At 47.2% G+C, this 14,924-nt stretch carries 18 protein-coding genes and 1 riboswitch; of the genes, 15 read left to right on the top strand and 3 right to left on the bottom strand.

Annotation, left to right across the window (positions count from 1 at the left end; all coding sequences use genetic code 11):
• Positions 1-31: 31 nt before the first annotated feature.
• A riboswitch (glycine riboswitch) is annotated at positions 32-132 on the top strand.
• A gap of 178 nt (positions 133-310) precedes the next feature.
• From gcvT to gcvPB, 3 genes are read left to right on the top strand one after another with little or no spacing between them, the layout of a single operon-like run.
• Entirely contained in the window at positions 311-1,411 is a 1,101-nt protein-coding gene (gene gcvT / locus NYE50_RS13700) for a glycine cleavage system aminomethyltransferase GcvT (RefSeq protein ID WP_061890721.1), read from the top strand.
• A 14-nt stretch (positions 1,412-1,425) separates the two neighbouring features.
• Positions 1,426-2,772 carry an aminomethyl-transferring glycine dehydrogenase subunit GcvPA gene (gene gcvPA / locus NYE50_RS13695; RefSeq protein ID WP_021494307.1) on the top strand — a complete coding sequence of 449 codons (1,347 nt, stop codon included), beginning with the start codon at positions 1,426-1,428 and terminating at the stop codon, positions 2,770-2,772.
• The gene (gcvPB, locus tag NYE50_RS13690) at positions 2,765-4,240 is read left to right on the top strand and encodes an aminomethyl-transferring glycine dehydrogenase subunit GcvPB (protein ID WP_159354371.1); all 1,476 of its coding nucleotides are present in this window, start codon (positions 2,765-2,767) and stop codon (positions 4,238-4,240) included. Before gcvPA ends, gcvPB begins: the two co-directional genes overlap by 8 nt.
• Positions 4,241-4,291: 51 nt before the next feature.
• On the opposite strand, the gene NYE50_RS13685 is transcribed toward gcvPB, so the two are convergent.
• Positions 4,292-4,672, bottom strand: a complete 381-nt coding sequence (locus NYE50_RS13685) for a rhodanese-like domain-containing protein (RefSeq protein WP_007408335.1) — start codon at positions 4,670-4,672, stop codon at positions 4,292-4,294.
• A 192-nt stretch (positions 4,673-4,864) separates the two neighbouring features.
• Between NYE50_RS13685 and NYE50_RS13680 the strand changes: the two genes are divergently transcribed.
• The 3 genes from NYE50_RS13680 to NYE50_RS13670 all read left to right on the top strand — a co-directional run bounded on the left by NYE50_RS13680 (position 4,865) and on the right by NYE50_RS13670 (position 7,219).
• Entirely contained in the window at positions 4,865-5,701 is an 837-nt protein-coding gene (locus NYE50_RS13680; RefSeq protein WP_003153114.1) for a lipoate--protein ligase family protein, read from the top strand.
• Positions 5,702-5,800: 99 nt separating this feature from the next.
• Positions 5,801-6,229, top strand: coding sequence for a transcriptional regulator MntR (mntR, locus tag NYE50_RS13675; protein WP_007408338.1), 429 nt, complete (start codon positions 5,801-5,803; stop codon positions 6,227-6,229).
• A 114-nt stretch (positions 6,230-6,343) separates the two neighbouring features.
• Positions 6,344-7,219: a patatin-like phospholipase family protein gene (locus tag NYE50_RS13670; RefSeq protein ID WP_003153118.1), complete on the top strand. Its 876-nt coding sequence runs from the start codon at positions 6,344-6,346 to the stop codon at positions 7,217-7,219.
• Here NYE50_RS13670 and NYE50_RS13665 read toward each other — a convergent pair.
• Positions 7,216-7,611, bottom strand: a complete 396-nt coding sequence (locus tag NYE50_RS13665; protein WP_007408340.1) for an SA1362 family protein — start codon at positions 7,609-7,611, stop codon at positions 7,216-7,218. The two genes, NYE50_RS13670 and NYE50_RS13665, sit on opposite strands and share 4 nt — an antisense overlap.
• Positions 7,612-7,645: 34 nt before the next feature.
• Entirely contained in the window at positions 7,646-8,575 is a 930-nt protein-coding gene (locus tag NYE50_RS13660; protein WP_224988470.1) for a DUF1385 domain-containing protein, read from the bottom strand.
• Between the two features lie 221 nt (positions 8,576-8,796).
• On the opposite strand from NYE50_RS13660, the gene NYE50_RS13655 reads away from it, so the two are divergent.
• From NYE50_RS13655 to spoIIIAE, 9 genes are all read left to right on the top strand, one after another.
• Positions 8,797-9,327 (top strand): YqhR family membrane protein, encoded by a 531-nt coding sequence (locus NYE50_RS13655; protein ID WP_029973882.1) that lies wholly within the window; start codon positions 8,797-8,799, stop codon positions 9,325-9,327.
• A gap of 131 nt (positions 9,328-9,458) precedes the next feature.
• Positions 9,459-10,520, top strand: coding sequence for a M24 family metallopeptidase (locus tag NYE50_RS13650; RefSeq protein WP_159354370.1), 1,062 nt, complete (start codon positions 9,459-9,461; stop codon positions 10,518-10,520).
• Between the two features lie 24 nt (positions 10,521-10,544).
• Positions 10,545-11,102: an elongation factor P gene (gene efp / locus NYE50_RS13645; RefSeq protein WP_003153123.1), complete on the top strand. Its 558-nt coding sequence runs from the start codon at positions 10,545-10,547 to the stop codon at positions 11,100-11,102.
• Positions 11,103-11,248: 146 nt separating this feature from the next.
• On the top strand, positions 11,249-11,530 hold the full coding sequence (locus NYE50_RS13640; protein ID WP_159354369.1) for a YqhV family protein: 282 nt from the start codon (positions 11,249-11,251) through the stop codon (positions 11,528-11,530).
• Positions 11,531-11,607: 77 nt separating this feature from the next.
• Positions 11,608-12,531, top strand: a complete 924-nt coding sequence (spoIIIAA, locus tag NYE50_RS13635) for a stage III sporulation protein AA (RefSeq protein ID WP_159354368.1) — start codon at positions 11,608-11,610, stop codon at positions 12,529-12,531.
• Positions 12,525-13,040, top strand: a complete 516-nt coding sequence (gene spoIIIAB, locus NYE50_RS13630) for a stage III sporulation protein SpoIIIAB (protein WP_007408343.1) — start codon at positions 12,525-12,527, stop codon at positions 13,038-13,040. The genes spoIIIAA and spoIIIAB overlap by 7 nt, the downstream gene beginning before the upstream one ends.
• A 22-nt stretch (positions 13,041-13,062) precedes the next feature.
• The gene (spoIIIAC, locus tag NYE50_RS13625) at positions 13,063-13,269 is read left to right on the top strand and encodes a stage III sporulation protein AC (protein ID WP_003153142.1); all 207 of its coding nucleotides are present in this window, start codon (positions 13,063-13,065) and stop codon (positions 13,267-13,269) included.
• 12 nt (positions 13,270-13,281) lie between these two features.
• Entirely contained in the window at positions 13,282-13,671 is a 390-nt protein-coding gene (gene spoIIIAD, locus NYE50_RS13620; RefSeq protein ID WP_071392571.1) for a stage III sporulation protein AD, read from the top strand.
• Between the two features lie 32 nt (positions 13,672-13,703).
• A complete protein-coding gene (gene spoIIIAE, locus NYE50_RS13615; RefSeq protein WP_159354367.1) occupies positions 13,704-14,912 on the top strand; it encodes a stage III sporulation protein AE in 1,209 nt (402 codons plus the stop codon).
• Positions 14,913-14,924: the final 12 nt, after the last annotated feature.

Raw genomic sequence — 14,924 nt, 5'->3', positions numbered from 1 at the left:
GTATGTCCATAAAATTGGTAAATATGAGCGAATGACAGCAAGGGGAGAGACTCGGACGAAAGATGGGCGTCCGGGCGCCGAAGGAGCAAACTGCGGAGTGAATCTCTCAGGCAAAAGAACTCTTGCTCGACGCAACTCTGGAGAGTGTCTGCACTTAGAAGAAGCAGGCCACCAAAGGGGACGTCTTTATGATATGTTCATAAAGTAAACTTTCAGGTGCCGGGACAGAGAAACCTTCATTTTCATGAGGTGTTTCTCTGTCCTTTTTTATATGTTTTTACAATGCGCCAATGACTGAAGGGGGAAGATGATGCTGAAACGAACACCGCTTTATGACGTGTATAAAGAATACGGCGGAAAAACAATTGATTTTGGAGGATGGGAGCTGCCGGTTCAATTTTCTTCTATTAAAGAGGAGCATGAAGCCGTCCGCACAAAAGCGGGCCTGTTTGATGTGTCTCATATGGGGGAAGTTGAAGTATCCGGTAAAGACGCCCTGTCTTTTCTGCAAAAAATGATGACAAATGACGTTGCCGATTTAAAGCCGGGAAACGCGCTCTATACCGCCATGTGTTATCCTGACGGCGGTACGGTGGATGACTTGCTGATCTATCAGAAAAGCGAGAGCTGCTATCTGCTCGTGATTAACGCGTCCAATATTGAAAAAGACATCGCTTGGCTGACGGAACATGCAGAAGGCGATGTCACGCTGACGAATCAGTCTGACGGGATTTCACTGCTTGCCGTTCAGGGGCCGAATGCTCAGTCGGTTCTTGCGAAGCTGACTGAATGTGATTTGTCCTCCTTAAAGCCGTTTACGTTTATTGATGGGGCGGACGTTGCCGGACGACAAGTCCTGCTTTCAAGAACAGGCTATACCGGTGAAGACGGGTTTGAGTTATATTGCCGCAATGAAGATGCAGTTCATCTATTTAAGGAGATACTTGCAGCGGGAGAGTATGAAGGTCTCGTTCCGTGCGGCCTCGGCGCCCGTGATACGCTGAGATTTGAAGCGAAGCTTGCTTTATACGGTCAGGAATTGACGAAAGATATTACACCGATTGAAGCCGGAATCGGATTTGCCGTGAAACACAAGAAAGATTCCGATTTTTTCGGGAAGTCTGTATTGCGCGAACAGAAAGAAAAAGGAGCCCCGCGAAAGCTGGTCGGACTTGAGATGATTGAAAAAGGGATTCCGAGACACGGGTACGCCGTGAAAAAAGACGGTGTTCCGATCGGTGAAGTCACGACAGGCACGCAATCTCCGACTTTAAAGAAAAATATCGGCCTTGCCTTAATCAAAACGGAATTCAGTGAAGTCGGAACGGAAGTAGAAGTGGAAATCCGTAAAAAAACGGTAAAAGCGAAGATTGTCCGCACACCGTTTTATAAACGTCCAAAACAGAGCTGAAAAAGGAGAGTCATATGAAGCATCGATATTTGCCCGCGACAGAACAGGATAAAAAAGAAATGCTGAAAGCCATCGGCGCAGAAACAATTGATGAACTGTTTGCCGATATTCCGGAAAATGTACGGTTTCAAAAAGACTACCGCATTAAACAAGCAAAGTCAGAAACTGAGCTGACGAGAGAGCTGACAAAGCTTGCGGCGAAAAATAAAGACGCTGTTACATATGCATCTTTTCTGGGTGCAGGAGTGTACGATCACTACCAGCCGGTTATCGTCGATCATGTGATATCCCGATCAGAGTTTTACACGGCGTATACGCCTTATCAGCCTGAAATCTCACAAGGAGAGCTGCAGGCGATTTTTGAATTTCAAACGATGATCTGTGAATTAACGGGAATGGATATCGCAAACTCCTCTATGTACGACGGGGGAACGGCGCTGGCGGAAGCGGCGATGCTTGCGTCGGGCCATACGAAAAAGAAAAAAATCGTCATTTCCGCAGCCGTTCATCCGGAATCACGGGATGTTTTGAAAACATACGCAAAGGGCCAATATATTGAGGTTGTAGAGGTTCCCGCGAAAAACGGCGTCACAGATCTTGAAGCATTGGAACATGCCGTTTGTGATGAAACGGCCGCCGTGATCGTCCAGTATCCGAACTTCTTCGGACAAATCGAGCCGTTAAAGGACATTGAGCCGCTCGCACATAAAGGAAACAGCCAGCTGATTGTTTCTTCAAACCCGCTCGCGCTCGGTATTTTGACACCGCCCGGGGCATACGGAGCTGATATCGTCGTCGGGGACGCGCAGCCTTTCGGCATACCTGCGGCGTTCGGCGGCCCGCATTGCGGCTATTTTGCAGTAACGAAAAAACTGATGAGAAAGGTGCCGGGCCGGCTTGTCGGCCAAACGGAAGATGAAAATGGGCGAAGAGGCTTTGTTCTCACTCTTCAGGCGCGCGAGCAGCATATCAGAAGAGACAAAGCCACGTCTAACATTTGTTCAAATCAGGCGCTGAATGCTTTAGCGGCTTCAGTCGCGATGACGGCGCTCGGAAAAAACGGCGTCAAAGACATGGCCCGCCAAAATATATTGAAAGCTGATTACGCGAGACGCCAAGCGGAAAAAGCCGGCTTGCACGTAGCATTTGACGGCCCGATATTTAATGAATTTGCCGTCAGGCTGAATCTTCCCGTCAAGGAAGCAAACCGGCGGCTCCTGCAAGACGGCATAATCGGCGGATATGACTTAGGCCTTGCGTATCCGGAACTGAATCAGCATATGCTCATTGCCGTCACAGAGCTGAGAACAAAAGAAGAGATCGATTCGCTTATTGCGGGATTGGGGGATCAACATGAATAATCAAGATCAGGCGCTTATTTTTGAAATGTCCCGCGAAGGGCGTATCGGTTACAGCCTTCCGGAGCTTGATGTGCCGGAAACAGAGCTTGAAAGTCTTCTTCCCGGTGACTATATCCGCGATGAAGACGCAAAGCTGCCGGAAGTATCAGAGCTCGATATTATGCGGCATTATACCGCTCTTTCTAGGAGAAACCACGGAGTTGATTCAGGCTTTTATCCGCTCGGCTCCTGTACGATGAAATACAATCCGAAATTAAATGAAAAAATTGCCCGGTTCGCAGGTTTTTCCGCTATTCATCCGCTTCAGGACGAGGATACTGTTCAGGGGGCGCTTGAGCTTTTATACGATTTAAGCGAACACTTGGAGGAGATTACGGGCATGGACGAGGTAACGCTGCAGCCTGCGGCGGGCGCTCACGGCGAATGGACCGGTCTGATGATGATCCGCGCCTATCACGAAGCGCGGGGAGACTTCGGACGGACGAAGGTGATTGTCCCTGATTCAGCCCACGGCACGAATCCGGCATCCGCCACGGTCGCCGGTTTTGAAACGATTACCGTCAAGTCAAATGAGCACGGGCTGGTTGACATTGAAGATTTGAAAAGAGCGGTAAATGAAGAAACAGCGGCGCTGATGCTGACGAATCCGAACACCCTCGGGTTATTTGAGGAAAACATTACGGAAATGGCTGAAATCGTCCATCAGGCCGGCGGAAAGCTTTATTATGACGGAGCGAATTTAAATGCCGTTTTAAGTAAAGCAAGACCGGGAGATATGGGATTTGACGTCGTTCACCTTAATCTGCATAAAACATTTACCGGGCCGCACGGCGGGGGAGGACCTGGCTCAGGGCCGGTCGGCGTAAAAAAAGAATTCATTCCGTATCTGCCGAAACCCGTTCTCACGAAAAAAGAGGGGCGTTTGACGTTTGACTATGACCGGCCGCAGTCGATCGGGCGCGTAAAACCTTATTACGGCAACTTCGGCATTAATGTCAGAGCCTACACGTATATCCGTTCCATGGGGCCTGACGGCTTAAAAGCTGTGACCGAAAACGCGGTTTTAAATGCAAATTATATGATGAGAAGACTCGCGCCTTATTATGATCTCCCGTATGACCGTCATTGCAAGCATGAATTTGTGTTATCGGGTAGAAGGCAGAAAAAGCTTGGCGTACGAACGCTTGATATTGCCAAACGGCTTTTGGATTTCGGCTATCATCCGCCGACTGTGTATTTTCCTCTCAATGTTGAAGAAAGCATCATGATCGAACCGACGGAAACGGAATCAAAGGAAACGCTTGATGCGTTTATAGATGCCATGATTCAAATTGCGCGGGAAGCGGAGGAATCGCCTGAAATCGTTCAGGAGGCGCCGCATACAACAGTTGTCAAAAGAATGGATGAAACCAAGGCGGCAAGAAAGCCGGTTTTAAAGTACGAACGTACACCTGACGTCAGCCGCTGACAAGGTATAAAAAAAGAGCTTCCGTATAAAACGGACAGCTCTTTTTTATGATTAGTTTTTTGCTTTAATTTTTCCGCCCCATTTTTTAAATCCGCCTTTCAGGTTGTAAATGTCTTTACAGCCGTGTTTGCGGAGCGTCTGTGCCGCGCGTCCGCTGCGGACATTGTTTTGGCAGTACAGATAAACGGGTTTATCAGGACGGATTTCACTTTTGCGCTGTTTCAGCTGTGACAGCGGAATGTTGCGCGCGCCGAGAATATGGCCGCCTTCAAATTCATTCGGTTCACGGACGTCAATCAGCTGCGCTTTTCTGTAGCCCGCGCGGAATTCCTCTTCCGTAAGTGTTTTCATTAAACGCTGCTGGTAAAAATACGACACGATCATATAAACGATAAACGCCGCAACAATAATTAAAGCAATCATATTAGACAATGCGATTCTACTCCTTTAGCTTATAAAATAAAACCCTGCTTCCTGAAAACAAGGCTTACCGGACGTTTTGGGACAAATACTATTATAGTAAAGCATGAAGCGATTGTCATCCTTAATGAAACGAAATATTTTTCATTTTCAAGGCAGTTTGTTAAACTGATTTTATTAAAACGATAAAGAAGGGTTCAGTGTATGGAAAAAGAAACATGGCGGTTTATTGACTCAGGGAATGAAAGCCCGGCATTTAACATGGCGCTGGATGAAGCGCTTTTATATTGGCACAGCCAAAAAAAAATTCCTCCGGTGATCCGTTTTTACGGCTGGAATCCGGCAACTTTGTCTGTCGGGTATTTTCAAAATATTAAGAAGGAAATTAACTTTGACGCAGTACATAAACACGGCCTCGGGTTTGTCAGAAGACCGACAGGCGGACGGGGTGTTCTGCATGATAAAGAATTGACATACAGCGTAATCGTTTCAGAGGATCACCCGGAAATGCCGGCCACGGTGACAGAGGCGTACCGGGTGATTTCAGAAGGTATTCTGCAGGGATTCAGAAACCTTGGACTTGATGCCTGCTTTGCGATTCCCCGAACGGAGAAAGAAAAAGAAAGCTTGAAAAATCCGCGCTCGTCCGTCTGCTTTGATGCGCCTTCGTGGTATGAACTGGTCGTCGAAGGACGGAAAGTTGCCGGAAGCGCACAGACACGCCAAAAAGGCGTCATTCTTCAGCACGGTTCCATCCTGCTTGACATTGATGAAGATAAGCTGTTTGATCTGTTTTTATATCCGAGCGACAGAGTCCGTGAGCGCATGCAGCGGAATTTCAAAAACAAAGCGGTAGCCATCAACGCCTTAGCGCCGAAACGGGTAACGATGGATGAGGCCAGAATCGCTTTTAAAGCCGGTTTTGAGGAAGGGCTGAACATTCATCTTGAGCCTTACACACTCACGTCTGAAGAGCTTGCATTTGTCAATGAGCTGGCTGAGACGAAATACGCGTCTGATGAATGGAATTATAAGCGCTGATAAGGCTTGACAGACCGGAAGCATCCTTGTTTTTTCATGACCGTTAGTGTAAACTTGTAATGGTTTATAAAGTTAAGGTGCTTTTTGGGAGGGTTACTTATGACAACACCAAGTATGGAAGATTATATTGAACAGATTTATATGCTGATAGAAGAAAAAGGATATGCACGGGTTTCTGATATCGCGGAAGCTTTGGCAGTCCACCCCTCCTCTGTAACGAAAATGGTTCAAAAACTAGATAAAGACGAGTATTTGATTTATGAAAAATATCGCGGGCTCGTATTGACGTCAAAAGGCAAAAAGATCGGCAAACGGCTCGTATACAGACACGAATTGCTTGAGCAGTTTTTAAGAATCATTGGTGTTGATGAAGAGAAGATTTACAATGATGTTGAAGGAATCGAACATCATCTGAGCTGGAACAGCATTGACCGTATCGGCGACCTCGTTCAGTATTTCGAAGATGACGAAAGCCGGAAAAAAGAATTGAAATCCGTACAGAAAAAAACCGAAAATCCCGGTGAATAAAGGGCAGCCCGAAATGGGGCGCCCTTTTTTTAATGTCTTCATTCTTTGGTCTATTTCGCCCAGCCGTTTCTTAAAATAATAATACACCTTGAGATGGAAGGGAGAGGGCGCGCTATGCAGATTGACGGCGTATTTTCGGGCGGGGGGATAAAAGGGGTGGCGCTTGCCGGCGCTTATGAAGCGCTGGAAGAAAAGGGCTTTCGCTTTGAAAGGCTCGCCGGAACAAGCGCCGGCGCAATTATTGCCGCATTTATCGCTGCGGGCTATACGAGCAGAGAGGTTCATTCCATCATAGATGAGGTGGACGGAAGGCAATTGCTTGATCAGAGATACTCATTCCTCCCGCTGAAAATCCTGCAGTGGGTGTCGATATATTGGCGCCTCGGACTATACAGAGGCGATATGCTGGAAAAATGGATTGCGGATAAATTAAAAGCGAAGGGCATCATCGCGTTCGGCGATTTGAAAAAAGGCTCGCTCCGTCTCATCGCTTCAGATCTGACGAACGGAACGATGATCGTGCTTCCTGACGATCTTCCCCGCTACGGATTAAATCCGGAGATGTTCCCGGTTGCCAGAGCCGTCAGAATGAGCTGCAGCATTCCTTATTTTTTTGAACCGATAAAACTGAAGACCGAAAAAGGCACCTCGACGGTCGTTGACGGCGGCGTGTTAAGCAATTTCCCGATTTGGCTGTATTCAAAAGAACGCAAACGGCCGGTCATCGGAATTTCACTTTCGCCCAACGAAAAAGAGCGCCCGAAAAAATCAATCCGCAACGCTTTTGAGCTGTTCGGGGCTTTGTTTGAAACGATGAAAGACGCTCATGATGCCAGGCATATCGCGACAAAGTACGAACAGAATATTATTTTTATTCCGGTGGAACATGTGATGGCGACGGAGTTTCATCTCACACCGCAAAAAAAACTAGCTCTCATTGAGCTAGGAAAAAGCAGAACAGAGCAATTTTTGAAGCAATGGAGCTATTAAAAAAGCGCTCTGTTTTTCTTTTTATTCTTTTTGCCTTCTATGACGGTAAGCTGGGTCTGGCTTTTTTTCTTAAGAATCATCGGCTTCGGTCTGCTGCTGCTCGGCACGCTCCGCAAATGGCTGACCCGGCCTCTGTGTCCGGCGCGGTGCTTCGCTTTTTGCTCCTTCATTCGGAGCCGCGATTGTCTGGCCGCTTTTCTGAAAGCGGTTCCGTCACGGCCGGTGCGGCGGTTCAGGACCGTCCTCACGATAAAATAAATAATGATGCCTGCGATAATAACGGTGATCGCTCTTGAAATCATCTGCCCGGGGTTGGTTACCGCCGCATAAATGAAACCGAATGCGCCAAGCGCTATCAATACAGCAAAAAAAGGTTGTACACGATGATTCATAACTGCCCACCTCCAAAATAATAACGGTAACGGTTCAGATTACGTTGTGAGACGGCTTTTCGCTCTGTTCTGAAATGTCTTCCAGTCTGAGAAGCTCGTTAAAGCTTTCTATGGCAACCTCGACCTGGTCATCCGCCGGTTCCTTTGTCGTTAAAAGCTGCAGCCACAGGCCGGGATAACCGAGCACTTTCAAAACGGGGATATTCCGCACTCTGTTCGTCAGCTGGAGCACTTCAAAGGAGATGCCGAGAACGACCGGTATAAGCGCAATCCTGTCTAAAATCCGCACCCAAAGCGGATCTGTCGGAACGAGTAAATAGACGAACATGCCGACAATGATCGTAAATAAAATAAAGCTTGAACCGCAACGGTAATGAAGCCGTGACTGTTTCTGAACATTTTCTATTGTAATTGGCAAATTCTGTTCATAACAGTTTATGACCTTATGTTCGGCTCCATGATATTGAAACACTCTTTTAATTAACGGCGTCATTGATAAAAAATAAATGTAGCCGAGAAGCAGAATAAGCTTAAACAGACTTTCGATTCCGATCTGCGCGGCGTCTGAGGAAAATACGGGCCTTACAAGCTCCGCTAAGAAGACCGGGACGAGCGTAAAAACGAATTTGCTGAACAAAAACGACAGAACGCCGATCACCGCCAGGCTGAAAAACATCGATAAGCCCGAACCCTTCTTATCTTCCTGCTCCAGCTTGGCGTCATCTTGAGGATCAAGCCCGTAACGTTCGCTGGAAAAGTTTAAATGCTTTGTGCCGTTGGCGCTCGCCTCAATGATGGCGACGATTCCCCTCAAAAAAGGAATCTTTTTTAAAGCCGAAAGCTTGGCGTTCGGCACTCTCGGAAGCTTGAAAAAATCAATGCTTCCGTCATTCCTGCGGATGGCGGTAACATAATTTTTTCTGCCGCCGAACATGACCCCTTCAACAACAGCCTGCCCGCACATTGTTTATCAACCTGCCTGTTTTCTTAGGATTTACTAACCATTTCCTTTCACTCTATTGTACAGGAAACCGCGGTAAACCTCTAGTTAGACAGTTGGGAAATCAATGCTTTTTCTACATGCAGTATACCCCGTTTCTTTAGATTTTACTCATTGAATGAAAATATGGCGCAGCTTTTTATGACTTTTAAATTTTGGGGCAGTCTATGACTGGAGGTGCCATGATGACAAGCGAAAAACATTCAGAACAGGAAGAAAAAAAGAAGCAGGATGATGATCAGCAGCCTGTTTCATTTACCGGCAGAATTTGCGGTATCGGATTTGCCGGCGGTGTATTTTGGAGTTTGATCGGCTATCTCGGGTATGTCTTTCATTTTTCAGAGATCAGCCCCAACATGATTCTTCAGCCGTTTATGATCGGAGAATGGAAAAAACAATGGCTCGGCACGATGGTCAGCATCGTTGTCATCGGATTCATTTCAATTGCCGGGGCGTTTATTTATTTCGTCTGCCTGAAGCGTTTTAAAACGATGTGGCCGGGGATGGTGTACGGCGTCATTTTATGGTGTGCGGTTTTTTTCTTATTCAATCCGATTTTCGAAGATGTGAAATCCATCACTGAATTGAAATCAGATACAATCGTGACGACGCTTTGCCTTTACATTCTGTACGGTTTGTTTGTCGGCTACTCAATTTCCTTCAACTACAATGAACTTACGTCAGACAAGCTTGCAAGGGCGCTCGGCAACAAGTGAATAAGTGTATAATCCCTGTCCGGTATGGTAAAATGTTCACGAGAAGTGAACATTTTTTATGCTGAAAACCGGGCGGGGATTCTCCCGCGGTATCAGGCGGCAGTCAAGAATCGGCGAGGAGGAGAAAGGGAATGAAACTTGAGAAATTGCGAAATCTTTTCGGTCAGCTGGGTATAGACGGAATGTTGGTGACAAGCTCCGCCAATCTGCAGTATATGACGGGATTTACGGGTTCGTCAGGCCTTGCGGTCATATCGAAAGAACGTGCGGCATTTATCACGGATTTCCGTTACACCGAGCAGGCGAAGACGCAAGTGAAGGGTTTTGACATTATCGAGCACGGCGGAAGCTTAATCCAAACGGCTGCGGATACGATTCTTGAGTACGGCATTAAAAAACTCGGCTTCGAGCAAAACAGCATGACGTACGGAACATATGCATCCTATCAAGCGGTGCTGCAGGAAGCGGAGATGGTTCCCGTCGCGGATTCCGTTGAAAAGTTGCGCTTGATTAAGTCAAGTGAAGAGATTAAGATATTAGAGGAAGCTGCGAAGATTGCGGATGATGCGTTTGAACATATTCTGACGTTTATCAAACCGGGCATCTCAGAGATTTCAGTTGCAAACGAGCTTGAATTTTATATGAGACGTCAAGGAGCGGACGGCTCTTCCTTTGATATGATCGTCGCCTCGGGAGTCAGATCCAGCCTTCCCCACGGAGTGGCAAGCGACAAATTGATTGAAAAGGGAGACTTGGTCACGCTCGATTTCGGCGCTTATTATAAAGGCTATTGTTCTGATATCACACGCACCGTCGCGGTCGGAGAGCCAAGTGATAAACTGAAAGAGATTTATCAGGTCGTATACGATGCCCAAGCGCTTGGCGTTCTGCATATTAAACCCGGCATGACGGGAAAAGAAGCGGACGCCCTGACGAGGGATCACATCACCGCAAAAGGCTACGGACAGTATTTCGGCCATTCGACAGGACACGGGTTCGGAATGGAAGTCCATGAATCACCGGGGCTGTCTTTCAGGTCATCGGCCGTTCTTGAGCCGGGCATGGCGGTAACGGTCGAGCCGGGCATATACATACCGGATGTTGGGGGCGCAAGAATCGAAGATGATATCATCATCACTGAGGACGGCAACCGGACAATTACGCATTCCCCTAAAGAATTAATTATTTTGTGATCGGAATATAGGAGGACATCAAACATGATTTCAGTTAACGATTTTCGTACAGGACTAACGATTGAAGTAGACGGCGGCATTTGGCGCGTCGTTGACTTCCAGCACGTAAAGCCGGGAAAAGGAGCGGCATTTGTCCGTTCTAAATTGCGTAACCTGCGCACGGGCGCTATTCAGGAGAAAACATTCCGTGCAGGTGAAAAAGTCGCGAAAGCGCAAATCGAAACAAAAACGATGCAGTATCTTTATGCCAACGGCGATCAGCACGTGTTCATGGATACAAGCTCATATGAACAGCTTGAATTGAATGAAAACCAAATCGAAGAAGAATTAAAATACCTTCTGGAAAATATGTCTGTGCACATCATGATGTATCAGTCTGAAACGCTCGGTATTGAACTGCCGAACACAGTTGAACTGAAAGTTGTTGAAACAGAGCCGGGAATTAAAGGCGACACGGCGTCAGGCGGCACAAAACCTGCCAAAACGGAAACAGGTCTTGTCGTAAACGTACCGTTCTTCGTGAACGAAGGCGATACGCTAGTTGTAAATACATCAGACGGTTCTTACGTGTCAAGAGCGTAGTTAAAGAAATTCGGAGTCTGCTCCTTTTACGGGGCAGGCTTTTTTTGCGTTCTGCATCAAATCTTTCTTCTATATGAAAATAGTGAGACTACTTCCGTCAGCTAGAGCATATAGTGTAACAAAATGCTTGAAGTTGGAGGATTGCAATGAAATTTTTGTTTGGTTCAATCAATTCTACTGTTTTAACGATGGCCGGTTTACGAGTTTTGTCCTCGCTCATTGAATTATCGGCCGCTATTATCATGCTTTTGACAAACGACATCAGAAAGGCAGTTGTGGTGAATAGTATTTTGGCAATCGTCGGCCCGCTGATCTTTATCATCACAATGACGATCGGCATTTATCAGATTGCCGGACAGCTCTCATATGCAAAATTAATATTGATTTTTGCGGGAGTGGTGCTGATTTTGGCCGGTGTGTATAAATAGAGGGCCGGGGTGTCATAAAGTCTGTCCCGGATCATACATTTTAAAGAAGCCAATCGGTAAAAAAGGAGGAGACTCTATTGAATGAGATTACAGAGGTTCTCCCTGAATTATTGAGAGATGCCATCTCCGCCGTGCCCGAAGAAGCGAGGCGGGATACAGAAGAAATCAGAATCCGCGTCGACAGGCCGGTTGAACTGATCCAAAAAGGACAACCTTTGTATTTGTCATATGTGTGCACGGCCGGCGACGCACAGCTGATCCTCAGCCGGCTCAGCAATTACAGTATGTACACGCTGGAAGAAGAGCTGAAAAAAGGATACATCACAATCAGAGGAGGCCACCGTGTGGGACTGGCCGGAAAAGTCATCGTCGAAAACGGAGCCGTCAAAGGACTCCGGGATATTACTTCTTTTAATATCCGAATCGCCCGGGAGAAGCTGGGGATCGCAGAACCGCTCATTCCTTTTTTATGGAAAGAAAACTGGCTGAACACGCTGATCATCGGTCCTCCGCAAACGGGGAAAACGACCTTGCTTCGTGATTTGGCCCGGCTTTCCAGCACTGGATCAAAACGCATTCCTGCAAAAAAAACAGGTATCGTAGATGAACGGTCGGAAATTGCCGGCTGCCTGCGGGGCATTCCCCAGCACAGTTTCGGCCGCAGAATCGATGTCCTTGATGCCTGTCCGAAGGCGGAAGGGCTGATGATGATGATCCGCTCTATGAGTCCTGATGTCATAATTGTGGATGAAATCGGGAGAATGGAAGACTCACAAGCGCTGCTGGAGGCGCTCCATGCGGGCGTATCTGTTATCGTATCTGCGCACGGGTGGAATATGAAAGACTTGGTAAAGAGGCCGTCGCTGAAAATGCTTTGGGAGGAAAACGTGTTTGACCGGTATGTTGAACTGTCAAGGCGCCGCGGTCCGGGAACGATCAGCAGGATGTACGGAAAGGACGGGGAACCTGTTCCGCATGCTGAAAGCGTGATGACATGCTGAAGCTTTTGGGTGCCGTGTTCATTCTGACAGCGACGACTTGGACCGGATTTGAGATCGCCAAAATGTATATTGAAAGGCCGAGGCAGATCCGTCAGCTGCGCGCGGCGCTCCAATCGCTAGAAGCGGAAATCATGTTCGGGCATACACCGCTGCATACCGCCTCGGGACAAATTGCCGCACAGCTTTCCAAACCTGTATCGTTATTGTTTCAAGCTTTCAGCAGAAGGCTTGAGCAGGGAAGCGATTCCGCCAAAACGGCTTGGGAACAGAGCTTGAAACATAACTGGTCTTCCATGGCGATGAAAAAAAGCGAATATGATGTGCTGAAGCAATTCGGAGAGACGCTCGGGCTCCATGACCGTGTTTCTCAGCAGAAACATATCAAGCTTGCGCTTACACATTTGGAAGCGGCGGAAGCGGATGCCGGACGGGCGCAGGCGAAAAATGAAAAAATGGTGAAAAGCTTAGGATTTTTAGCCGGACTGTTACTCATTCTTCTATTGATGTAAACATGAGGGGAGCAAACATAAAATGGGAGTCGACGTAAATGTCATTTTTCAAATCGCCGGAGTCGGTATCGTGGTTGCGTTTCTGCACACCATACTTGACCAAATGGGAAAAAAAGAATACGCCCAGTGGGTGACGCTGCTTGGCTTTATCTATATTTTATTTATGGTGGCGACGATTGTCGATGACCTGTTCAAAAAGATCAAAGCTGTGTTTCTATTCCAAGGATAGGGGGGCTTACAGATTGAGATTGTTCAAATTGTAGGTTTAGGCCTGATCGCCACATTTCTCTCCCTGATCGTAAAAGAACAGAAACCGACTTTCGCGTTTATGATTGTCGTCTTCAGCGGCTGCGTGATCTTTCTTTATCTCATCGACCAGATTTACGACATTATCAGAATGATAGAAAAAATAGCCGTCAATGCAAATGTCAATATGGTCTATGTGGAAACCATTTTAAAAATTATCGGCATCGCCTACATCGCTGAATTCGGAGCGCAGCTTACAAAGGATGCGGGCCAGGGAGCGATTGCTTCGAAAATAGAGCTGGCCGGAAAAATTTTGATACTGGTAATGGCCGTGCCGATACTCACCGTCATTATTGAAACGATTCTCGGACTTATTCCTTCTTGATCATAAATAAAATGGAAAGGGGGGCACAAAAAATGAAGCGCTTTCGGTGGGCGGGAGCTTTTTTGTTCATCCTCTTATTTTTTCAGATTGAATGTGTACAAGCTGCCGGAACAGACGGTGCGTCGCAGGAAACCGCAGTTCACCAAGAATCCGCTGATGAAGTGGCGAAAAAGCAGGCCGAAGCGCTGAAAACAGAAGGCATCGGAAAGTTTTGGGACGACATCATGACAGAATACGGCGGTCTTCTGCCTGAAAGCCAAAAGGGAAGCATCATCGACTTTATTAACGGAGAAAAAACGTTCTCACCGGAGGCATGGCTGAAGGCTTTATTTTCATACTTGTTTCATGAAGTGCTCGCAAACGGAAAGCTTCTGGGAACTTTGATTCTTCTCACCATTTTTTGTGTCATTCTGCAGCTCCTGCAAAATGCGTTCCAGCAGAGCACCGTCAGCAAAGTGGCTTATGCGATCGTCTACATGGTGCTGATTATTCTCGCTTTAAACAGCTTTCATGTTGCTGTCAATTATGCCAGTGAAGCGATCCAGACGATGACAAGCTTCATTCTCGCGCTTATCCCGCTTTTACTTGCGCTTTTGGCGTCTTCCGGGGGAGCCGTTTCTGCTGCTTTTTTTCACCCCGTTATTTTATTTCTGATGAATACGAGCGGCCTTCTCATTCAAAACATCGTCATGCCGCTTGTCTTCCTGTCAGCGATTTTAAGCATCGTCAGCACGATGACGGATCAATATAAAGTCACGCAGCTTGCCAATCTGCTCAGAAATATCGCGATCGGCGCGCTTGCCGTATTCCTCACTGTGTTTCTCGGCGTCATCTCCGTACAGGGGGCTTCGGCTGCCGTGACGGACGGGATTACGCTCAGGACTGCAAAATTTATAACAGGCAATTTTATTCCCGTGCTCGGCCGGATGTTTACGGATGCGACGGATACGGTCATCAGCGCCTCGCTCCTATTAAAAAACACCGTGGGAATCCTCGGAGTCGGAATTTTGATCTGCATCTCCGCGTTTCCGGCGATCAAAGTGCTCTCGCTCGCTTTTATTTATAAGCTCGCGGCCGCTATTCTGCAGCCGCTCGGAGGCGGACCCGTCATTACGTGCCTCGGTGTCATCAGCAGAAGCGTACTGTATATTTTCGCGGCGCTCGCCATCGTCTCTCTCATGTTTTTCCTCAGCATCACAGTCATTATTACAGCAGGCAACCTCACCATGATGATGAAATAAAGGAGGCCCATT

The sequence above is a fragment of the Bacillus sp. EU55 genome (genome assembly GCF_038005925.1).
Classification (GTDB): domain Bacteria; phylum Bacillota; class Bacilli; order Bacillales; family Bacillaceae; genus Bacillus; species Bacillus velezensis.
This window is presented reverse-complemented; position numbering and strand designations above follow the sequence as displayed.